The organism is Staphylococcus sp. 11511212, assembly GCF_011394755.1.
In the GTDB taxonomy this organism is placed as follows: Bacteria; Bacillota; Bacilli; order Staphylococcales; family Staphylococcaceae; genus Staphylococcus; species Staphylococcus chromogenes.
On sequence record NZ_JAANBQ010000001.1, the window covers coordinates 17,316 to 40,654 of the forward strand.

A 23,339-nucleotide genomic window follows, 5' to 3' on the forward strand; every position below is an offset into this window, starting at 1 on the left:
GGTGTAAAAGATTAAGGAAGGTCACGATAAGCGCTATACTTCCTATCACCACTGCCCCCCATTCATACGGTAAAAATATTTTATTCATATCTCACTTCGTCAATGAAAAGTAATTAAATTTTGCTAGTTCTTTAAACATTTCACCATGCGTTGTTCACGAAAGCCTTCGTCCTCTACTTCTTCTCCGTCAAATTGATATCCGTGTTGTTCATAAAAATGAATCGTATCAAAATTAGAATCCACCACCCACAATGCCACTTGTTGGGCTTTTTTAGCAATCTCCGCTTCTGCCTTTTGAAGTAGCGCGGACCCTATGCCTTGTCGCTGTACTTCTGGTAATAAGTAAATCATATAAATTTCATATGCCCCTTGTAAATCATCATCATGTGTTGGGCCGTACATGACCACGCCGACAATCCGATGATCTTGTTCAGCGACCCAACAATCCGCATTAAACTGTTGATGTTTCTCAATATAATCTGCTTCATGTTGTGTTTCTAAATGTGCATCTGGTACAAGCCCTTTGTATGTATCGATATAGGATAAATAATGTACTTTCGCAATTTCTGGAATATCTGCTGCTTTTTTACGTCGAATCACCATCGATTGCCCCTCTCACATCTTCTTTATTTATGATTATAAATCAAAAATAGAGTGTACAGACCCTCAATATGCCTGCCCACTTTAGAGTATGACTAAATGCTTATAAAGTTAAACTCTCCGTATTCATCCTATTTATCTGTTTGGTTATCAAAATTACGGCCTTCTAAACCGGCTAATTCTTCTTTTGAGGCTTTTGGAGATTTCATTTCAAATATTTCATCGACGACCGTGTAATCATAATGCCCTAAACGTGCGATAGGTCGTATGGATTTGATGTCTAATTTTCCATTATTTAAAATGACGTTATCATCAATATGCACTTGAGCCACGCGTCCAATCACAATGTCTACGGTAGAAACGGGGTCCCCTGTAGGAATACGAATCGTTGTACGTATTCACACTCAAAGTGCACCGGCGACTCTTTAACACGATAACCGGGTACTTCAATACACGCTTCCTTTGTGACCCCTGCGAATTCAAATTCATCTTCTTGAGGGGGTAAGGCTTTCAAAGATAAATTGACCGCTTCTCTTAAGTCATACGTCGCCATGTTCCAAACAAACCATCCTGTTTCTTCCGAATTCTTTACCGTATCTTTGCGTTCATGATCGGCTAACACGGATTGATTCGCCGCAAACATCACCATAGGGGGATCCCCCCATGTTAAGTTTTGATATTGACTATATGGCGCCAAATTATCCACGCCATCCTTTGATTGGGTAGAAATCCATCCTATCGGTCTTGGCACCGTACTACTCTTAAACGGATCGTGTGGTAAACCATGACTTCTCACGCCTTGTTTTGGTGAATAATGCATTTCAACAACACCCCTTTTATTTATCTCTAACTTTAGTGTAGGAAATCATAAAACGAAGGTCTAATACTAAAATACTATTCATTTATTACCATAAGCTATAGATGAGAAATTTATACTATTCCTTATGTATAAATTTAAAACCACATCATAAAAACACAATAGGGGTGACTTCCCATTGGATTTTCTGCCTTAATTACTTACTAAATAGCGATAAATATCATCTCTTACAGGGGTATTCAAACTTAAATGCATTGTCACAACGGGCGAACCATTAGGCATTGTGGTTTGTTGTGCAGTGCCTTGAATCACATGTGCTGTTCCTAAATAAAAAAAACTGTGTCCCTTCAGGATTGTCTTTTTGCACAAAAACATAGATTGTTTTATTCGTCGCTTCATGTTCTAAAATTTTCTGAACTTCAGGTGCGTTTAATTTTCGATTAGATTTTGTGAACCATTTCAATTCATTTTGACTGACAAATTTATCTCCATAATTTGTGTTTTCACTCACATCTTCTTTTTTCTTGTAAGTCACAAAAATGGGGATCATTTCTTCTTTTACTTTATAACCAAACACTGTGGAGGACTCATCACTTTTAAAGTTTTTAATTTTAACGAAGTCCTTACGTGAATATTTATGATATAACAACAGCTCACTCTGGCCTTCTTGATAAACCTCGTTGTTGTATTGAGCCAAGCGCAACAAATCTTCAACATACATGCGGTATAAATCATCTTCAAGTTGGGCCTTAAAGATAGGGCTCAACGCTGCAATTTCTTCGTTTACGACAATCAAAGGTTGACCATAGGTTTGATCAATCGTTTTACTAAAGAAACTCAAATCCAATATACGTAATGCTGTTTCAATATCTGCCGTTGTGACCGTTTCATCGTAATCTCGTACAAATTCTAATAATTCGGTTTTCCGTGCTTCTCCTTCAATCAATCGCGTGAGAATATAGTGTTCCGCGCTTTTCAGTCCTGGTGCCACCTCTCGCGTTAAAAACACTAAGTTTTTAGACGCATTTTCTGACAATTTAACATCCGTTTCTTTGATTTGTTGTAAAAACATATGATAATTTTTCCGTTTGTTTTCTACAGTAATCACTAAAGGATCCATCGAATTTTGTTCGACAAAATCCATCATTAACGGTATTCTACCGATGCGCTGTTTGACATTAAAATATGCTTCTTTCAAATTGGGTAAGGCATCTAGCTTTGCCTCATTTATAGAATCAAAAATTTTCTTTTTGGCCACTTCTTCAAAATTGATTGTCGACACACCGTTGAGCACACTAGAGTCTGTTAAAAACTTTCGATACGTCTCTTTGTTTTGTGATTGATTGCCTGACAATGCGATAGGAATGAGGTAATTGTTTTTATAGTTTCCAATAAAATCGATAACTGTCACATAGTCTTTATTGCGACTTTTACGTAAGCCACGCCCCAGTTGTTGAACGAAAATGATGCTGGAAGCCGTCGCTCTTAACATGATCACTTGATTGACTTCGGGAATATCAATCCCTTCATTAAATAAATCGACAGTGATAATATAATTGATTTTCCCCTCTTTAAGTTGTTGAATCACTTCTTGACGTCGTTCTTGGTTATCTTCACCCGTTAATGCGATGGTTGGAAATCCACGATCTGTTAATTTCACTGCCAACTCACGTGCTTCTTCTTTACGACTCACAAAGATTAAACCTTTCAGTTCAGTACCTGAATAACCATAATAGTGCGTACGCTCTAATACGTGTTCAACTCGCGCATCTGACGTTAATTTTTGTAAAGAATTGGTATCCTCAATTGTGACGCCATATGCGACATAATCAGTAACACCAAAATAGTGAAATGGGCAAAGTATATCGTTTTCTAAGGCTTCTTGGAGACGAATTTCATAGGCGACATTGTAATGAAACAATTCAAATACATTTAATGCGTCGTTACGCTCGGGTGTCGCTGTCATGCCAAGCATAAAATCAGGTTTAAAATAGTCAAAAACGCGCTGATATGAACCCGCTGCAGCACGATGCGCTTCATCAAAGATAATATAATTAAAATGTTTTGACGCAATGTGTTCATAAATATCGGGCTTAGAGATGGTTTGAATAGTGGCGAAAAGATATTTTGCCTCTAAATCCTTTTGGTTTCCTGTCAATAAACCAAATGCTGAGGCCGGTTCATCTGCTAAAACTTTCTGGTAGTCTTCCCTCGCTCTTCGCAATATCCCCTCATTATGTACAATAAATAAAAAACGTTCTGGTTGATAAGCGCGTACATCTAAGGCAGACATAATTGTTTTGCCTGTCCCAGTAGCTGATACAATAAGGCCGCGTGTTTCACCTCTAGCCCGTAATTCATCTAATGACTTTAAAGCTTCAATTTGCATTAGATTAGGGACAATTTTTTGCGCTTCTTTCATGTTTTGTTGCATAGCGACTTGCTCTTTTTCAACTTCTAAAACACGTTCAAAAGCGCGTGGCTGATATAACGTTTGATACGTTTCAATCCATTCAGATGTAAGTGGATCACTTTCTTGCCATAAGCGGTCAAACTGTGCTTTTACTTTATGAACGAGATCCCCATTTTGATGAGAAGACAGTAAAATATTATGTTCGTAATTTACCTTTAAGGCATTAGATGTAAGGTTTGAACTCCCTATAACTAATGACGTATGAAACGCATGATCAAAAATATAACCTTTCGCATGAAAGCCACTTACATTCGTGACACGCACCTCAATATTTTCCAATTTCAAGAGTTCTTGATACATTTTTGGATTATTAAACGAAAGATAATTAGAGGTTAAAATACGACCTTTGACACCGCGTTGTTTAAGTTCATACAGATGTGTTTTTAAACTGGCCAATCCACTTTCAGTAATGAATGCCACAGAAATTGAAAAGGCTGTACATTTATGTAATTCATCTATAATCGTTGCAAGTACATTTTCTTCATGATGATTGATGACCAATTTAGGCATAAAGTTACCTAAGTGTTCAGCATTTCGATCAATAAAACCTTTATGTAACGATTGCGTCATATCACGAATCAGATTGTCCATCGTTAGTCCTCACTTACAATGATTTCGACAGCTGGAATATCTGCAGGTGCCCAAGTTAAAGATTTCAAATCTTTTTTATTTAACCACTCAATCGCTTTATGTTCTGTCAAAGTAGGTAATTGTGATTTTAATTGGCAACGATAAGTTGTCAGTTGAATAATCGCAAAGTCATATTCATAAGTTGTGGTTGTCACTTTTTCTCCCACTTCTAAGTCACATTTCATTTCTTCACGAATTTCTCGTTTTAATGCTTCAATATCACTTTCTCCTTGTTCAATTTTTCCACCAGGAAATTCCCACATTAAGGGTAAGCTCATTTTCTCACTACGCTGCGCACATAATACTTTATGGTCGTCAAAAATAATCGCACCGACAACGGCTATTTGTTTTTTCATTGAAATATCGCCCCTTTTTCAATTGATTATTTTTATTATAAATGATCTCATAAAATGTTGTAATGACTCAAGTATTGAATGTGACAAATTAAAATAAGGGTATAATAGTATTAATGAAATCAAAGGAAGTGGCATAGATGACTATTCATACTTTGTATCAACATGGGACATTAGGAGTGTTAATGGCGGGTGCGCTTGAAGGGACCGCACCGATTAAAGATATTTTGAAATATGGAGATTATGGGATAGGTACACTTGAAGGGGGCGACGGAGAGATAATGATTCAAGACGGCGTTGCCTATCATATCAGTGCTGAGGATGAGACTGTTAAAGCGTTAACGGGGGCTGAACTCACACCTTATGCGAATGTCATCCAATTTCAAGCAGACACGTCTTTTGAATGTGAAAATGAAACAGAAGAGACCCTTTTTCAAAAAATACGTCAAGCAATGATGAGTGAAAATTTATTTTCTGTCGTTAAAATTTCAGGACATTTTAAAAACATGCATGGCCGAGTCATGCCTAAACAAGATCCACCCTACCGCAAATTAATTGAATCTGCGCGTCAACAACCTGAATATACTTGTCATGATATTGAGGGGACGATTATCGCTTTTTACACGCCAGAATTTTATCATGGCGTTGGTTCTGCAGGCTTTCATCCCCACTTTTTATCTGCAGACCGTTCGTTTTTAGCCCATGTCCTTCATTTTGAAACGGGACGTATCCAAGTCGAAATCCAAAACTGTCAGGCCTTTCATCAAATGCTTCCATCAACAGACAGTTTCTTAAACAAAAAAATTGATTTTGATCACATTCGTGAAGATATTGAAGAAGCCGAATAGAAAACAAAGCCCCTTACTTCCATCGAAAATAAGGGGCCTCTCTTATGCTTGCTAATTCACATTCCTATTCTTATCGAAAAAACTGCCTATAAAGTCAATGGCTTCGTAGACAGTTTTCTTCATTTTGTTACTCTTATTTTCCACCTAACATGTCAAACATTTTCTTCGCGTTATCTGTATTATCAATATTTCCTCGGAAATGTTCAGCGCCTGGACCATGGGCATAAATGTCGACATCTTCGCCGGTATGTCCTGTAGATGTCCATCCTGTTAACGATTTATCATCAACAGGTTTTTGAATCGCCGTGTGCAAGGCTTGGAGTTGTGTTTCATAGCGGTCTTTGTCTTTATCTTTGTTCAGACGTTTTAATTTTTTCGCTTCTTTTTGAATTTGTTGCATTTCTTTCTTCGTGATTTCAAATCCATATCCTGCATTGATGGTGTCTTCTACACTTTGACCTGCTTCAATTTGTTCAACCATCCAACGTCCTGAATGTTTCATTTGACGAATAGGTTCTGGTTTCCAGTTGTACTCGCCATCTTTCCCCATCGATAAACCACCTGTCGAATGATCAGCTGTTGAAACAACGAGGGTGTCTGGATGATTATTGGCATAAGCAATGGCTTGTTCAAATGCTTTTTCGTAGCTCGCCATTTCTGACATAACACCTGTCACATCATTCGCATGTCCTTGCTTATCGATAGAAGCGCCTTCGACCATAAGGAAAAACCCTTTGTCATTTTTAGACAGTTTGTCTAGGGCCGCTTGTTGCATATCTACGAGCAATGGATTTTTATCAGGCGCATCGATTTGGAGGGGCATGTTTTTATCCGCAAAAAGACCGAGTACTTTGTCTTTTTTAGAAGCTGTTAATTGCGCTTTATCCGTCACGACGTCATAGCCTGACTTTTTAAATTTTTGGTCTAAATTGCCATTCTCTTTACCAAAGTATTTTGCGCCGCCCCCTAACAGCATGTCGACTTTATGTTGACCGTTAATGCGTTGGTCATAGTATTGTTGTGCGATTTCATTCTTTTTATCACGACTGTCGACGTTGGCTGCAAATGCGGCTGGTGTCGCATCTGTAATTTCTGCTGTAGATACAAGACCTGTGGATTTCCCTTGTGATTTCGCACGTTCGAGCACAGTCTCCAAATCTTTTTTATCATTATCTACGCCAATGGCACCGTTATAGGTTTTCACACCTGTACTGAAAGCTGTGCCCCCTGCAGCGGAATCCGTAATATTTTCTTTGGGGTCTTCAGGATGTGTTTGGTGTGCCCCAACGAGATGTTCATCAAATACCGTACGCTCCACTTCTTTTGTATTCGGGTTATCCGCAAAATGACGATAAGCTGAATTATAACTTGGACCTAACCCATCTCCCACCATAAAAATAATATTTTTCGGGTTTTTCGTATTTCCGTAAACAGCTGCTTCTTTTTTCTCTCCTGTTGTCGATTTCTGTTCTTCTGCATTCACTCCAGGCGTCATAAATAGAGATGATGCGATAAGTGTGCTCGCTAGTGTCACTTTTGAAAATCGATTCGTCAATTTCATTATGTATAGACCCTCATTTCTTAAAATTTGAATACAGGCACATTGTAGAGGGTGAATTTAAATTTAAAGTTAGTTTTATGTTAATAAATAGTAAACGTAGGAATTTCTTTTTGTAATATTTGTTTTATTATTTTATTATTTATTATGTCTTAATAATAAACGCAGTTACTTTCATATAAATTGAAAAAGCGCTCACACTCTCCATTGAGAGCATGAGCGCTTCATCTTGCAATTAATCATTTACTTTGTATTAAAAGTATTTTCTACTTTACATCTTTAGCGAAAAAATCAAAAATATTTGTCGCATTTTCTGTATTATCAATATTGCCTCTCCAAGATTCTGAACCTGGGCCATAAGCGTAAGTATTCACATCTTCTCCTGTATGACCGTATGTTGTCCAACCAGTGTGCGATTGATCATTGATTGGCTTTTGAATCGCATCTTGAAGTTTTTGAAGTTGTGCTTCGTATTTTGATTTATCTTTGTTTTCATCTAAACCTTTAATTGCGTCTGCTTCTTTTTGAATCGCATCCATTTGTGCTTTGGATAAGTCAAAACCGTAGCCCGATTGAATTGTTTTTGTGACATCTTTGCCACTTGCGATTTCATCTGCCATCCATTTACCAGAGTGTTTCATACTTTGAACTGCTTTAGGATCCCATTTGTAATCTTTGCCTTTACCAATCGTTAATCCACCTGTTGAATGGTCAGCTGTTGCGACCACTAACGTATCTTTGTGTTGCTTTGCATATTTCATCGCATTGTCAAATGCCGTTTCAAATCCGGACATTTCAGACATAACACCCGTAATGTCATTCGCATGTCCTTGTTTATCGATAGATGCGCCTTCCACCATTAAGAAAAAGCCTTTTTTGTTTTTTGAAAGTTTATCCAATGCTGCCCCTTGCATATCGGATAAAAGTGGATTTTGTTTAGGTGCATCGATTTGAAGTGGCATATTTTTATCCGCAAATAAACCTAAAACTTGATCACTTTTAGCATTCACAAGTTGTTGTTTATTTTTAACGACGTCATAGCCATCTTTTTTGAATTTTTTATCGATGTTGCCGTTTTCTTTACCGAAATATTTAGCGCCGCCTCCTAATAAGACGTCAACTTTATGTTTGCCTTTAATGCGGTCGTTATAAAATTGTTTTGCGATTTCATCTTTTTTATCACGGCTGTCAATATGTGATGCATACGCAGCAGGTGTCGCATCTGTGATTTCAGCTGTTGATACGAGACCTGTAGATTTCCCTTGTGATTTCGCACGCTCTAACACCGTTTCAACGGGTTGTTTGTCTGGTGTCACACCAATGGCACCATTATAGGTTTTATGGCCTGAGCTGAACGCTGTTGCTGCAGCCGCTGAGTCTGTAATATTTTCTTTCGGATCATCAGGATTTGTACGTTGTGTCCCCACGAGATATTGATCAAATGCTGTTTTTTCCATTTCTTTCGTATTTGGATTGTCTTTAAAATAGCGATAAGCTGATGTATAAGCAGGTCCCATCCCGTCACCGACTAAAAAGATGACATTTTTAGGATTTTTCGTATTTCCGTACATCGCCACTTTGTCCTCTTTTTGATGATGTTCTTTATTTTGATCTTTCGCATACGTCGTTTGTCCAGCGCCGAAAAGTGCAGAAGCTACTAATGTACTCGCTAACGTCACTTTCGTCCATTTACCCGTCATTTTCATAAGTCAATAACCCCTAACATTATTATTTACAAATAAATTGTACTATCTCTTTTTGAATATGACGTTAGATTGACGTTAACTTTCAGTAAAGCGAATCAGAATCATTACTTTTACTCAAAAATATTTTTAGCTTATCTCCTCTTTCACATGTATTTCATTTTCCACACCAAAATTATTCCTAAAATCCTACTAAAAAACCCGACAGCACTTAGACTATCGGGTTCAAATATGTTTCACATGAAACAAGGTTGTTATTCATTTGATTTTGCTTTTTTACCACGACGCCACCATCTGTAAACGAGATAAAGTAAAGCAATAGCGATGATGACAATGAAGATTTTTGAATAAATACCAATATATTGGATGATTTGTTGGATATGATCCCCTAGCGTCATCCCAAGTGTAATTAAAAAGATATTCCATACCGCTGTCCCGATGGCTGTAAATAACATGAAATGAAAAATATTCATCCGTGTCAGTCCAGCAGGAATTGAAATCAGCGTTCTCAATATCGGCACGAGTCGCGCTAACATAATCGCCCAGTGACCATATTTTTCAAACCATGCGGACGTTTTATCTAAATCTTTGCGTTTAATGCGTACATATTTACCATATTTATCAATCCAACGATACAAACGTTCTTCGCCAATTAATAGTCCGATATAATACAAAACGACAGAGCCAGCCGTTGCAGCGACGACTGCGATTAAACAAACGACCCAAAAGCTCATGGACGTTTTCGTCGTCATGTACCCGGCAAATGTCAGCACAATTTCAGAAGGGAAAGGGTGCAAAATATATTCGACAAATATTAATAAGAAAATCCCGAAATAGCCATATTGGCTCATCACATCAGTAATCCATTGTTCCATTAGCTTCACCTATTTATTATTAGAATATAGTTCATTATAAGTTTTACTTTCCCATTTTACCATAAATGAACGCTACAACTTTTGGATGAAAGATGTGTTACTGTAAAAAATTACTCCATAACTTCTTTAAAAAGCAAATCTATATCTTCAAAATCATAAATTTTCTCTTTCGGTTCCCCAAATTGCTTTTCATACATCTCACGCAAGATGATGCGCGAACAACGTTCCACACCGTAATTTTCAACAAAAACACCATTACGTTTTTTCAAATAGGGGACAACTTTTGCTTTAAATCGGACCTCTTCGCCGACCATAGCCAAATAGTCGTCATAATAATTACGATGCTCATAAAGCCACAAATGATCGACCTGAATACCTGAAACTGTCACATTTTTCAATAATAAGCAGACATTGGGATTCAACTTGCTTTTTCTTTTGACTGTCACTAACGTCCCTAGTACGATCACTTTTCGATTTTTAAAAGGTTCTAATTGTTTTCGTCGCATCGGCCCCACCACCTTTCGACGCACCCTGTTATACACTACTATACATGTAAATTTCTGAATAATCCAAAATTTAAATTTTATGAAACCTAAGCCTTGGATATTTATAAAACATAGGCGCTCCTTTCAAGTGAGGTGAGTCTCCCCTCATAGTCCCCGAAGACTCCAAAGACGTCTAAAAACACCGTTATCACAGGGGATATAAACACATCGCCGTTTAAAAGAAAAGATAAAAAGAGCTATATTGAAATGGAAATATTTCAATATAGCTCTTTTTCATTTATTTTACACCTTTACCTTCAATGTCTAAGACTTTCCAAATCGTCATGGAAATCAGCCATGCCAGTATGAAGACAATGACCAATCCGTATCCTAACCAACCGATGTCTAGTTGGGCAATCCATCCTCCAAAACCTGACGTCCAATGTTGTTTCTCACCAATCAGTTGGAGAATTTCTAATACACCGATAAATAACGCCGCAATGACTGACACAGAAGTAATCGTAATGTTGTAATAGATTTTGCGTATCGGGGTATCAAATGCCCAATGATACGCTTCTGTCATCACGACCCCATCGAGCGTGTCTAATAGACTCATGCCTGCCGCAAACAGGATTGGTAAAGATAAAATCCCTAATAATGGAAGGGTTTGTTGTGCTGCCCCTGCTGAAAGCGCAAGCAATGAGACTTCACTCGCAGTATCAAACCCGAGGCCAAATAAAAAACCGAGCGGATACACGTGCCAACTTTTCGTAATAAATTTAAATAGTGGGCGGACAAATCGCATAATGAGCCCTCGTGAATCTAACAATTCATTTAATTCGAGTGAGGTAATATGTTCACGTCGCACCTTTTTAAACAACTGAACCAATTGGATGAGAATGACTAAATTCAAAATTCCAATTAATATTAGGAAAAATCCGGAAACGAGCGTGCCAATAAGACCACCCGTTGTTTGGAAGGTGGTTAAATGCGCTTTCGCCCAATTGACCGCCACACCGAGTAAGACAGCCATTAAAAAGACGACTGAGGAGTGGCCTAAAGAGAAATAAAAACCTACGCCAGTTGGATTTTGGCGTTGTTCTAATAATTTTCGTACGGTATTGTCAATCGCCGCAATGTGATCGGCATCAAATGCATGTCGTAAACCAAGGGTATAGGCGATGAGGCCCATGCCTAAAAGCACTGGATGTTGCCATCCGCCAAAAAACAAAAAGCCGACTCCGATAATGTGTAAAGCCAGGACAACACTTAAATAAGGGACTGCCGATTTAAGATTTCGATTAATTTTCATAAAATCACCATTACTATTTTAGAATAATAAAATAATACACCTACGTTCTTATAATTTAAAGTCAAAGCCTTCTAAACATTTTTAATGAAACATAAAAGTCAAATCATGATTGGCAATTCACATAATAAAATAGATTTTTAATAGATTTATATCTACCTTATTAGAAAAAAATGTGCTTAAATGAGGGATAAAGAGAAAAAAAAGAGGTGCAAACATGAGTAACAAAATTTTAATAATAGAAGACGACCTAGATATACAAGCATTAATCCACTTATCTCTGACCTCTCAACATATCGGTGAGGCAGATTGTGCGAGCACATTTAATGAAGCGCTTAAATATTTACAGTCGCACACCTATGACGTCATTTTATTAGATTTGAACTTACATTCAGAAAGTGGTTATGAGCTTTTAAACGAAGTCGACCAAACACAAACAAAAGTGTTAATCGTTACGGCGAAAGATACGAGTTACGATGTATATCGCGGTTTTGAAGAAGGCGCAGTCGATTATATCAAAAAACCTTTCGACCCTATGGAGCTCGCATATCGCGTGAAAATCCATTTAAAACCTAAACGCGATTATATGTATCAATTCAAACATTTAAAAGTGAATTTCCGTACCGCGGAAGTATGGGTACAAGACGAACCTGCCAATTTAACAGCGCGTGAATATGACTTATTAGAGTATTTCATTAGTAATCCGAACCGCATTTTAAGTAAAGAACAGTTATATGCGCAAGTTTGGGGTTATGAAACAGGCGTTGATGATAATACTTTAATGGTACATATACGTACACTGCGTAAAAAGGTTGAATTAACCCCTAACACGCCAGAATTGATTCAAACTGCACGTGGTAAGGGCTATATCTATAGAGGCCTAATCAATGAATAAACGCTTCATCCTTAAGTTTGCTAAGTATATGTCACTATATTTTATTATTACGACGATACTCACACTCATCGGTTTCTTACTGTTTACGTATTTGGCAACGAAACCCTCACACATCAACAAACTAGATGATATAGAGTTAGAGCTCTACCCGCCTTACTCTCCTCAACGTGTCGAGGTCCCTAATCAAATATTAGAACTTGCCCAACAAAGTAACGCAGACGTATACGTCACAAAACTCAATGGAGACATTGCGTATCCCCACAATGTTAAAGGCAATATTAAAAGCCGTCTAATCAAAAACGCCTACCAGTCCCACTCAATTCGTTATAAATATGGGGCTGAACATTATTATTTTGTCTATATTTATCGAAGTGGTGAAAATCCAGTCATTAAAAATGAGAATGAAATCGATACGCATATGTTACTAGAAAGTATTCGGACAAATGGATTAAACCCTTACGAATTCAAGATCGATGACGGTCATTTGAAATTTTACGAAAATAGCGGTATCGATCGTTCTGATACGACATTAATTAAAAAGAATACGCATACGATTTACTTGAGTTGGATTGCGATTATTATCGCGAATATTCTCTCTATTCTCTTTATTTCATGGATGATTTCGCGACATTTATCGCAGCCGCTATTTTTCTATTCACGCTGGATTCAAAACTTAAGTGTCGGCAAACTTCATCAACCCGATGCGCATATTAAAAATCGTGACCGTACACGTAAAACATATAAAGAGTTAGATGATGCGATATTCACACTCAACAAACAACTTGTAAAAGATCGCTTTTATCATGATCAGATTCAATATTATAAAACAAAATGGATTTCTCAAATTTCTCATGATTTGAAATCTCCACTGACTTCGATTTATGGTTTTTCAAAACTCGTACGAGGCGCGAGTGAAATGGATCAACAACATCTAAAGCTCATTTCAGAGAAAGCCGATTACATTCGCGAAGTCATTGATAACCTAAGCGCCCAGTTCAAATTTGAAACCGAGCAAATGGAATATCACCGGGAAAGTTTTGAAATTCAAAATACTGTAGAGCGTGTTGTTTCCACGATTGGATTCGATAAAATCACGGTCAATTTTGATTTTCCATACGAAACGACGTTTTATGGCAATAAACTATACTTTGAACGTTTGTTATTTAACTTAATTAACAATAGCTTAGACCATAATGCCATCAATCCGAATATTATGATTCACTTCAAGCTCGACCAAACGCATCTAACAATTGATTACAAGGATGATGGAAAAGGATTACCTTCGTATAAGCTAGACGAATTAATCGAAAAATCCTACACATCTAAAAAAGTAAAAGATGAACATGGCCTCGGGCTCTCTATCATTCGAGACGCTGTCGAGTTCCATCAAGGTGATTTAACCCTAGTGCCATCTGAAAAAGGTGCTCACTTTAAAATTCACCTTAAAGCCCATACACAAGAAAAATAGATTTTAAAACGAGAAGTTATCCTATTAAAAAACGTCCATCGCATTGATTATGGGTGGACGTTTTCCTGCATATCAGAGATATGAAAATGAGCTGTATCAAACGTATGTAATTTTACCAAATGATGAAAACTTACAAATGAAGTTTCATCATTTGTATTGAATTAATTTATTATTATTTAGATATCTAAACAGTCTGTCAACATTTTAAGTTGCGTGACACTTTCAAGCCATCAAAAAGCTCGTTTAAATGTTTCATCATAAAACGAAATTTTGTATGTTAATTGACAATTGACGATATCACATTCTATAATTTCACGAAAGGCTTGTTGAAAACCTTCAGAAGCAAACCAATCCTCATAATATTGCACATCTTGCCATAATGTGATAATCAGATATTGATCAACATCGTTTTCTAATCTTAAAAAGTAATAGCCTTGAAAGCCGTCTCGCTCTACTAAATAAAAATCTTTTTCGAAACATTGTTGTTCAAAAGTTTCAGAATGTCCTTCTAAGACTTTAATATAGTTTAACACGACATAACTTTCTTTGATGGGATTGCCAATGACATCCAAAGGTTGGTACGCTTTCGTTTCATTATTTTTATCAATGTACACTAAATCTTCAAAGCGAATACGATAATTTTTATTCACATCAAGTATTTCCATAAGATGCCTCCTTCTCATATAGTGTATTCCCACCTTTATACCATCTGAAAGCAACATTTAAAAATTCTTCATGATAATATAAAAAATCTGTAATTTCAACTATTATAGAAAAGTATTCCTATCGTAATAATCACCTTTGGATAACCCTATAAAAATAGGATACTTCCACAATAAAACATATCGTAGAAGCATCCTAAATCCATCAAAAATACTTTTATTTTATAAAATTGGTGACACTAATTTTGCGATAGACTGTTTAAATTTCACCCAATTTGAACGAGATTCATAACGTTCAGGCGTCAATTTTTTCGAATCTTTCACATCTTGTTCAAACGCTTTTATTAATTGTTCCGCTATATTTTTATTATAAATCAACGCATTCACCTCAAAGTTTAATTGAAAACTCCGTTGGTCCATATTGGCAGATCCAACAGAGGCCACTTCGCCATCAATGACCATCATTTTCGAATGGATAAACCCTTTTTCATACGTATATACATTAACACCATCATACATTAATTGCGCCACAATCGTTAACGTTGCCCAATGGACAAACGGTTGATCTGGCTTATTCGGGACGATTAAATTCACCTCGACCCCAGATTTTGCGGCAATCCGTAACGCATTGACATAGCCAATTTCTGGCACAAAATAAGGCGTATGCATATAGATAGATTCTTTCGCATTCATAATCATTTTCATATACGCAAATTCCAATTGGTGCCAAGCATTGTTTGGACCACTCAAGCCAAGCTGCATCGCCACACGGCCATCTTTACGCGCATTCGTTGGAAAATATTTTTTATCATAATCGAGTTTTCTGCTATCGTCCACTTGTGAGTTCCAGTCGTGGATAAAACTCAATTGAAGCGCATCCACCCCGTCCCCTTGAATACGAAGGTGCGTATCACGCCAGTATCCTAGTTTCTTATCTAAGCCTAAATATTCATCCCCAACATTAAAGCCTCCGACATAACCAATATCTCCATCAATGACGACATTTTTACGGTGGTTGCGGTTATTCACACGGAAATTAATAAATGGGATAATCTTCGCATGGAAAAAGGCTTCAATAGAAACACCCGCTTCAACGAGTCCTTTCATTTTACCTTTGCGCAGTTGTTTAGACCCCACTGCATCATACAATAATTTTACTTCTAATCCTTCACGTGCTTTTTCTTTTAATATTTCGAGTACTTCTGTTCCTAATCCATCTAGGTTGATAATGTAAAATTCCATATGAATGTAATGTTTGGCATGACGCAAATCCTCTTTCATACGTTCAAATAATTCATGGCCATCTGTAAAAATATGAACATGATTGTTTTCACTTAAAAATGAGGCTTCTCGCGTCAACATCATTTGCACTAAATCTGATTGTTTTTCCACAACAGGGTTATCGGTTTGAAACGTTCCCTTTTTAAATTGTTCCTGCTGATGCATCACGCGTGAACGCGCATCTTCAATCTCTTGCCCTGTCTCTTTAGTACTTTTTAGTCTGACGGCCCGTCCGAAGAATAAATATAGAAAAAAACCGAGTACAGGCACAACAAATAGTAATAACAACCATGCCCACGTGGAAGTTGCTTCACGGCGATCACGTTCCATAAAGATTATGAAAAAAGCGAGCACTAAATTAATCACAAAAAATGAGCCTAGAAACAGCCGATAAAACAAATTCACGCTCGGATCAAAAATCAATTGCATTCCGTTCACCTCGTTCGTACTATTCTTATAATGTTTTTATTATACCCAAAAAGTAACACAAGGTCTTATGATATGAAAAATAATTAGTGTACTTATACTACCCATTTTTTAATTATGAGTGACCTATGGCTTCAACGAACTCTCAACTCATTGTGATACTTATAATTTCATAGAATATGAGCAAATGAGCTTTCAGTTAAATAAAAATTATAAGTAGCTTGCTAAATCCAAAACAATACCATTTGGAAATAAGGAATGAGGATTGGATGTTTTTATCCATCCCAACTTTACTATTTTATTTCATTTATTCTACTGCCATTTTCTAGATTTTTCCTCTTGCTATAATGGGGTATCGTCTATGCTCTATAGATGAATTTTCTATGGAGGAGGATGCGTATGCTATCCACGTTAATTCAACAGTTTCTTGCACCGTTACTGGTCGGTGGCGCACTCACCTATTTCAAGCACTGGCTCGATAGGCGCGTGATTAACAGAGACGATACCCAGTAACACAAAAAGCCCTACATCCCGAAGAGATGTAGGGTTTTTGTGGATCATGATCCATGTTTGACTAATATATATCATATCACACTTTTCCCTTGCGCAAAAGAGACTTTCTCATAAATTCAATTTTTTTATCCTTTACGCCTACTTAATATGAGGTTAATGCCTGTTTGTTAGTGTAGATTTTGTAAGATATCTACATAAAGGAGTGTCCTCATTGAAAGTTATATTTCGCTGTGGTTTCATCATGATTTTTTGTTTACTCATTTTTTCATTTTCTGCACAGGCAGCCGCTTCTTTTCCATCACTACGGATCACGACGCACAATGTTTATTTTATGCCTCAAGCGTTGTATCCGAATTGGGGGCAAATGCAACGTGCGGATCTTATTGCGGAAGCACCCTATATTCAAAATAATGACGTGATAATTTTGAACGAATTGTTCGATCGTCAAGCGACGAACCAACTCCAATCTCGTCTATGCCAGGAGTATCCTTACCAAACCCCTGTACTCGGTAATAAGGATGACCGCTGGGATGATGCGCACGGTTATATTCATAACGCTAAAGTATCAAATGGAGGTGTGGGTATTGTGAGTCGCTATCCAATTGCACGCCAAGAACAACATATTTATGCACAAGGCCATGGGGCTGATGCGATGGCGAAAAAAGGGTTTGTCTATGTCAAAATCATTAAACAAGGCCAACCTATCCATATCATTGGCACGCATCTTCAAGCGGATAACGGTGGAAGTTCGTCAGCGAAAGATGCCGAAGTACGGGCGCGTCAAATGGCAGAAATCCATCAATTCATCGAAGAAAAGCATATTCCTAAAAATGAGATGGTTCTCATTGGCGGTGACTTAAACGTGCAAAAAGGGTCACAAGAGTATCAAGACATGTTGTCCAATTTAAATGTATCTGCACCAACTTATCAAGGGCATAATGCGACATGGGATACAGAAACCAATGGGATTGCCCGCTATAATTACCCTGATTACGCACCGCAATATTTAGATTATATCCTCGTAGAAAAGCATCACGCCAAGCCTTCTCATTGGAGTAATGAAGCACGTCCTGTAAAATCGCCGCAATGGTCTGTGACGTCATGGGGAAAATCGTATACCTACCTAGATTTTTCTGATCATTACCCTGTCATTGCTTCAAATTCTCAATAATATGACAATCCAGCACGTAATGGTACAATTTATCTTTCTGTGTAACATTACGTGTTTTTAAAGAAAAGACCGTCATTATCACGTTTCTTAATGTTTCGCGCTCCCTAAATTTTTTATTTCCTGCCCTTTATAATTTCTGTTGTTTTCTTCTTTATTCCAAGGTCATATCTATAAAAAATGGTACAAAACAATAGATTTGTAAAGCCAACTAAATATCAATCACACTCTATAAATACTGTCATATCAGTAGTTTTCGTTTATCATTTTCTCGCATACTTCCGAGTCACTTCAATCCATTAGAGTAACAAATTATACAAAAAATAATCAAGATGAATCAATATGATAACATTTTCTTATCGCTTTTTATTATTACTTTTCGTTTCCTAAATACATTATTAAAAAATATTTGCATTAAGATTGTAATTTTACAAATATACTCATTTTATAATATTTGTCTACAAGAAAATTTCGACAAATTTTCAAATATGCATTCCTAAAGTCTTTCTACGAATTAAAATTTATTTGTTTTACACACGTTTTTATAAAAATATTATTTAGCGTAAGTAATGAGATTAAATATTTTTTTATGATAAAAATAAACAAACTTAAATAAATGTAAACATGCAATTTAAGCATCTTATTTGTGATAGCATAGCGGGGTGACAAATTAAAACGAGGTGAAAAAATTGTTTTTGGTAATTTTCTTTACTGCTTTGATTTTAGTTTTGGCCATAAGAGAAATTTATGTCCATAACAAACGCATCAATAGTATTCCTGTTCGTATTAACATCAACGGGATACGTGGTAAGTCAACGATTACTCGATTGATTTACGGAATTTTACGAGAAGACCATATGAAGGTCATCGGTAAAACCACTGGAACAGATGCACGTATGCTTTACTGGTATACAGATGAAGAGTTTCCGGTTGTACGTAAACCTCAAGGTCCAAATATTGGGGAACAAAGGGATATTTTGAAAATAGTGAATAAGGAAGGCGCAGAAGCCATCGTCAATGAATGTATGGCTGTAAACCCTGACTATCAAATTATTTTCCAGAAACAACTATTAAAAGCCAATATAGGGGTCATCGTTAATGTTATGGAAGACCATATGGAAACATTAGGTCCCACCTTAGACGATGTGGCTGAATCATTTACCGCAACAATTCCTTATAATGGAAAACTTGTCGTCATGAAAGATGAATACACGGACTTTTTCAAAAAAGTTGCAGATCAACGCAATACAGAAACCATTGTCGTTGATAAAGATGACATTGATGAAGCGTTATTACGTCGCTTTGACTACATCGTCTTCCCAGACAACGTCGCCATTGCCTTAGGTGTTGCCAAAGCAGTAGGTATTAAAGAAGACAGAATGATTGATGGTATGTTGAATGCGCCGCCAGATAGTGGTGCTGTTCGCGTGAAGTACTTCGATAAAAATAATACGCAAAATGTCTTCGTCAACGCGTTTGCCGCAAATGAACCCAAATCAACAAAAGCAATTTTACAAAAAGTTATAGATTATAAATATCCATTCAAGAAGATTGTTATTATTTTAAACTGTCGTGCAGACAGACTCGATAGAACGAAATTGTTCGCAGAAAACTTCATTACAAATGTCGAATATGACACGCTCATTTGTGTCGGTAAGAGTACACAGGCTGTCACAGAAGCAATGAAAAATGAACGTCCTAATAAAAAATATTTAAACTTTGAAGGTCGTCCATTTAGTGAAGTAGAACAAGCGATTTTTGAAGAATGTCATGAAGCCTTAATTTTCACTGTCGGAAATATTCACGGCACAGGTAAACAAGTCATTAATTTAATGGAAGGGTTGGATTAATTTTGATAGGTTCAGAGTTATATTTCTCGCTATTCGTAGGTATTGTATTAAGTTTAATCTTCGCCGAAAAATTTGGAATTACGCCTGCAGGACTGGTGGTTCCGGGTTACTTGGCTTTGATATTTGATCAGCCAATCATGTTGCTTTCAATTTTAGTGATTAGCTGTCTTACATATTTCATCGTTGTCCACGGTGTAAGTCGTGTCGCTATTTTATACGGACGTCGTAAATTCGCAGCGATGATTTTAACAGGGATGATTCTTAAATTCCTCTTTGATTTAATTTATCCACTCACCCCTTTTGAAATTGTGCAGCTTTCAGGGATTGGTATCGTTATTCCTGGTATCATCGCCAACACAATTCAAAAACAAGGGACAATCACAACACTCGCATCATGTATGTTGCTGACAGGTATGACTTATATCATTCTATTCGCTTATAGCTTTATTAAGTAAAAGGGAGCTAAATTATGTCGAAAAAGAACAAATTAAATTTAGAAGAACGGATTCTCCGCAACTCTAAAACGCAAAAAAAGCACAATTCCTTATTGATGATTTTCGTGACAGTGATTGCCATTGGGTTGCTCGTCTTCTTTATGCTTACGACTAAAACTGAAGAAGTTAACGTCTTTGGTAAAGAAGATAAAGGCTTACACCTGACGTACCTCGGTAACATCACATTAAATGAAAATATTCGTCAAAACGACTTGAAAAATATGTTTAGCGCGGTCTCAGGCATTATTAAAGAAAGTGACTATGCCACAGCCAGCTTAAACGTTAATAACTTCGCAAAAGATCCAAAACGTAACATCGATAAAAACTTAAAAAATATTAATTTCTTAAACCATTTAGGTCTAAGCACGATCAATTTAACAAACAACTCTGTGGACCTTGAACAAATCAAACAAATCACAAGACAAGCCGATGCCAAACATGGCTACAACTTCACAACAGGAAATGGGTCTAACCCATTAAACAGTAAAATCACAAATAAAACCGTTCATGGTAAAAAAGTGGCAAGTGTGTCGTTTACAGATGTCAGTTCAAAATACATGGATCCTCGTAAAGCCACAACGTCTATCGCCCTTGAACCTAAAATCTTTATGCCTCTCGTTCAAAGACTTAAAAAAGATAATGATGTGGTAATTGTCAATGTCGACTGGGGGATTCCTGATGAACCTAACGTGACGAACCGTCAAAAACAATACGGTCGTGCGCTCGTTGATGCGGGTGCCGATGTGGTGGTCGGTCATAATACGGTCGTTCAAAAAATCGAAAACTACAAAGGTTCAAGCATTTTTTACAGCTTAGGTAACGTGACTTCAGATAAATTCTTATCTGAAAACAAAAAAGGCATCGCTGTACAACATACAATGAATGGAGATAAAAACAAATTCCAAATCACTCCGATTCGTACGACTGGCGACCAAGTCACTAAAGACAATATGAACGCGATCGAAAAACAAAAATTCTTTAACCGTATTTCAAGCCCATCAGTTAATTTAAAAGAAACCAATGGAGGTTACACATATGAGAACTAAAAACTACATTCTTTATGGTGTTATCGTGTTGCTGATTTGCGGCATATTCTTCTTAATCATCAACAGTAATGCTAATGACACTTTAGATAAATATGAAAAACACGATTTAAAACAAGAAAGACACGTCTCACAACAACCTACCGCTAAACAAACAGAAAACAAAAGTGAAGAACTTCATGCGTCACTCAAAGAAGCTCAATCACATCCAGCTGATACGACATCGCAAAATAACCAACAGGTTGCCTTAGACGGAGGTCAATCCCATGAGTATTTACAATAAAAAATTACTCGGTGTGATTTTAATTGTCATGATTATCGCATCGGTAGGATTTTATTATCTTAATCGTGAGGAACAAGTCGATAAAGACCAATTATATGAAAATAAACTGGCATCTCAAGATTCTAACGATAACGCTATAAAATCATATGGCGTGTCGACAAACAACGAAATCGCAAGACAAGTCGGCAACAAAATCATTAAAGACGGCGGTAACTCAGCCGATGCCGCTTACGGTGTGGCTTACACATTAGCCGTGACAGAACCCTTTGCGGCAGGCTTAGGGGGCGAAGGAACAACCCTCTCATACTCTGGTCATAAAGGAGACAAACCAAAAGTCTATGATTATAATGCCGTTTCTTCTCACTATTACAAAAACGGAGACCAAATCGGGGTACCCGGCTTTGTAAGTGGGATGTCTCATATGCATGCGAAAGAAGGAAAAATGAGCGAGAAGGAAATTTTAAATTACGTCATTCCTCTTGCGGAAGATGGTTTCCAAGTCAATACAGATTTAGAAAAGATGTTGTTAAAATACAGCGCCATTGTCGATAAAAAATCACCTTTTGTCAAAGATGGCAAAGTCGTAAAAGCCGGTGACGTTGTAAAACAACCGAACTTGGCCAATACGTTAAAAACAATTCGCGATAACGGTGCAGACGGCTTTTACAAAGAGCTCGGTCCTAAAATCGCTGAACAAACAAATGGCAACTTAGACGCACAAGACTTCAAAGACTTTAAAACAAAAGAGAAAAAGCCGATTGCGACAGAATATTTAGGCAACCAAGTCTACACATCACCAAACCCAACCGGCGGTATTTTCACATTACAATCACTCAAAATCGATCAAATGATTAACGGTGAATTAGGCGAAGATACTCCACAATCTTATGTGGACGGTACTGTAAAAGCACGTAACGTGAACTTTAAAAACCGTTACATCGTCAATGACGAAAAACCGATTAAACAACAAAAACTGAACGATGCTTACCTTTCAAATCACGCAGAAGAATATAAAGACATTAAAAATAAATTTGATTTACAAGGTGAAGCCAATACCGCAGGCTCACATTTCGTCGTTATTGATAAAGACGGCAAGATGATTAGCTCAACCAACACGTTGAATAATTTCTTTGGTAACGGTCAATATACCGAACAAGGCTTCTTCTTAAACAATGCACTTGATCGTTTCTCTAAGTCACCTTCAAGCGACAACAAAGGGGGTCCTAATAAAACCCCACGCTCTTACATCTCACCTATGATTGTAGTAGGTGAAAATTACCACTTTGGTACAGGCACACCTGGCGGTAACAAAGTTCCAACGTTACTGCAACAAACAATGTCTCAGTATTTACGTGATAAAGGCTCACTCCAAGACATTATTGAAAAACCACGTTTTTATAACGATGGCGATACCATTTATTATGAAAATGGTATGAATGAAGACAACATTAAAGAGTTCAAAAAATTAGGTTATAAGACGCAGAACAGCTCAGATAATCCAAATTACGGTAGTGTCCAAGGAGCGGCTTACTTTAATAAAGATAAAAAAGTTGAAACCGGCCAAGACGTAGAAGTCAGATAACCAAAAAGACGACGCTCAAACGA

Annotated in this window: 18 protein-coding genes and 2 pseudogenes; 9 read left to right on the top strand and 11 right to left on the bottom strand. The window is 37.0% G+C overall.

The genetic code is table 11. From position 1 onward, the window contains the following. Positions 1-123 precede the first annotated feature (123 nt). From G8Y84_RS00095 to G8Y84_RS00110, 4 genes and pseudogenes are all read right to left on the bottom strand, one after another. Positions 124-600, bottom strand: coding sequence for a GNAT family N-acetyltransferase (locus G8Y84_RS00095; protein ID WP_107368069.1), 477 nt, complete (start codon positions 598-600; stop codon positions 124-126). 131 nt (positions 601-731) lie between these two features. Then, a pseudogene (locus G8Y84_RS00100) lies at positions 732-1,420 on the bottom strand (flavin reductase family protein). A gap of 189 nt (positions 1,421-1,609) precedes the next feature. Beyond that, positions 1,610-4,481: pseudogene (locus tag G8Y84_RS00105) on the bottom strand (DEAD/DEAH box helicase). Between the two features lie 2 nt (positions 4,482-4,483). Continuing rightward, a complete protein-coding gene (locus G8Y84_RS00110; RefSeq protein WP_037577110.1) occupies positions 4,484-4,876 on the bottom strand; it encodes a (deoxy)nucleoside triphosphate pyrophosphohydrolase in 393 nt (130 codons plus the stop codon). A gap of 137 nt (positions 4,877-5,013) precedes the next feature. On the opposite strand from G8Y84_RS00110, the gene budA reads away from it, so the two are divergent. Next, positions 5,014-5,721, top strand: coding sequence for an acetolactate decarboxylase (gene budA, locus G8Y84_RS00115; RefSeq protein ID WP_165806027.1), 708 nt, complete (start codon positions 5,014-5,016; stop codon positions 5,719-5,721). A gap of 133 nt (positions 5,722-5,854) precedes the next feature. On the opposite strand, the gene G8Y84_RS00120 is transcribed toward budA, so the two are convergent. The 5 genes from G8Y84_RS00120 to G8Y84_RS00140 form a co-directional block, all read right to left on the bottom strand. Continuing rightward, positions 5,855-7,282 (bottom strand): alkaline phosphatase, encoded by a 1,428-nt coding sequence (locus tag G8Y84_RS00120; protein ID WP_165806028.1) that lies wholly within the window; start codon positions 7,280-7,282, stop codon positions 5,855-5,857. Positions 7,283-7,545: 263 nt separating this feature from the next. After that, positions 7,546-8,985, bottom strand: a complete 1,440-nt coding sequence (locus G8Y84_RS00125) for an alkaline phosphatase (protein ID WP_119513139.1) — start codon at positions 8,983-8,985, stop codon at positions 7,546-7,548. 251 nt (positions 8,986-9,236) lie between these two features. Next, on the bottom strand, positions 9,237-9,857 hold the full coding sequence (locus G8Y84_RS00130; RefSeq protein ID WP_107360609.1) for a DedA family protein: 621 nt from the start codon (positions 9,855-9,857) through the stop codon (positions 9,237-9,239). 110 nt (positions 9,858-9,967) lie between these two features. Then, positions 9,968-10,363: a hypothetical protein gene (locus G8Y84_RS00135; RefSeq protein ID WP_037577096.1), complete on the bottom strand. Its 396-nt coding sequence runs from the start codon at positions 10,361-10,363 to the stop codon at positions 9,968-9,970. A 277-nt stretch (positions 10,364-10,640) separates the two neighbouring features. After that, positions 10,641-11,654 carry a HoxN/HupN/NixA family nickel/cobalt transporter gene (locus G8Y84_RS00140; RefSeq protein ID WP_105965677.1) on the bottom strand — a complete coding sequence of 338 codons (1,014 nt, stop codon included), beginning with the start codon at positions 11,652-11,654 and terminating at the stop codon, positions 10,641-10,643. Positions 11,655-11,868: 214 nt separating this feature from the next. Between G8Y84_RS00140 and G8Y84_RS00145 the strand changes: the two genes are divergently transcribed. Next, positions 11,869-12,546 carry a response regulator transcription factor gene (locus G8Y84_RS00145; RefSeq protein ID WP_037577090.1) on the top strand — a complete coding sequence of 226 codons (678 nt, stop codon included), beginning with the start codon at positions 11,869-11,871 and terminating at the stop codon, positions 12,544-12,546. Next, complete coding sequence (locus G8Y84_RS00150) at positions 12,539-14,014, top strand: sensor histidine kinase (protein WP_165806029.1); 1,476 nt, start codon at positions 12,539-12,541, stop codon at positions 14,012-14,014. Before G8Y84_RS00145 ends, G8Y84_RS00150 begins: the two co-directional genes overlap by 8 nt. 230 nt (positions 14,015-14,244) lie before the next feature. Here the strand turns inward: G8Y84_RS00150 and G8Y84_RS00155 are convergent, their stop codons facing one another. Next, on the bottom strand, positions 14,245-14,679 hold the full coding sequence (locus G8Y84_RS00155) for an antibiotic biosynthesis monooxygenase family protein (protein ID WP_157948450.1): 435 nt from the start codon (positions 14,677-14,679) through the stop codon (positions 14,245-14,247). Between the two features lie 219 nt (positions 14,680-14,898). Further along, positions 14,899-16,386: a cardiolipin synthase gene (gene cls, locus G8Y84_RS00160; RefSeq protein ID WP_037577081.1), complete on the bottom strand. Its 1,488-nt coding sequence runs from the start codon at positions 16,384-16,386 to the stop codon at positions 14,899-14,901. Between the two features lie 751 nt (positions 16,387-17,137). Here cls and sph point away from each other — a divergent pair. The 6 genes from sph (at position 17,138) to G8Y84_RS00190 (ending at position 23,316) form a co-directional block, all read left to right on the top strand. Continuing rightward, positions 17,138-18,067 (top strand): sphingomyelin phosphodiesterase, encoded by a 930-nt coding sequence (gene sph / locus G8Y84_RS00165; RefSeq protein ID WP_051605031.1) that lies wholly within the window; start codon positions 17,138-17,140, stop codon positions 18,065-18,067. Positions 18,068-18,753: 686 nt separating this feature from the next. Beyond that, complete coding sequence (pgsB, locus tag G8Y84_RS00170; RefSeq protein ID WP_105963285.1) at positions 18,754-19,914, top strand: poly-gamma-glutamate synthase PgsB; 1,161 nt, start codon at positions 18,754-18,756, stop codon at positions 19,912-19,914. Between the two features lie 2 nt (positions 19,915-19,916). Then, positions 19,917-20,369 carry a poly-gamma-glutamate biosynthesis protein PgsC gene (pgsC, locus tag G8Y84_RS00175; RefSeq protein WP_037577418.1) on the top strand — a complete coding sequence of 151 codons (453 nt, stop codon included), beginning with the start codon at positions 19,917-19,919 and terminating at the stop codon, positions 20,367-20,369. A 14-nt stretch (positions 20,370-20,383) separates the two neighbouring features. Next, the gene (locus tag G8Y84_RS00180) at positions 20,384-21,454 is read left to right on the top strand and encodes a CapA family protein (RefSeq protein WP_105963284.1); all 1,071 of its coding nucleotides are present in this window, start codon (positions 20,384-20,386) and stop codon (positions 21,452-21,454) included. After that, on the top strand, positions 21,444-21,734 hold the full coding sequence (locus G8Y84_RS00185; protein WP_037577412.1) for a hypothetical protein: 291 nt from the start codon (positions 21,444-21,446) through the stop codon (positions 21,732-21,734). Before G8Y84_RS00180 ends, G8Y84_RS00185 begins: the two co-directional genes overlap by 11 nt. Beyond that, positions 21,718-23,316 carry a gamma-glutamyltransferase gene (locus G8Y84_RS00190; RefSeq protein WP_105963283.1) on the top strand — a complete coding sequence of 533 codons (1,599 nt, stop codon included), beginning with the start codon at positions 21,718-21,720 and terminating at the stop codon, positions 23,314-23,316. The genes G8Y84_RS00185 and G8Y84_RS00190 overlap by 17 nt, the downstream gene beginning before the upstream one ends. Positions 23,317-23,339: the final 23 nt, after the last annotated feature.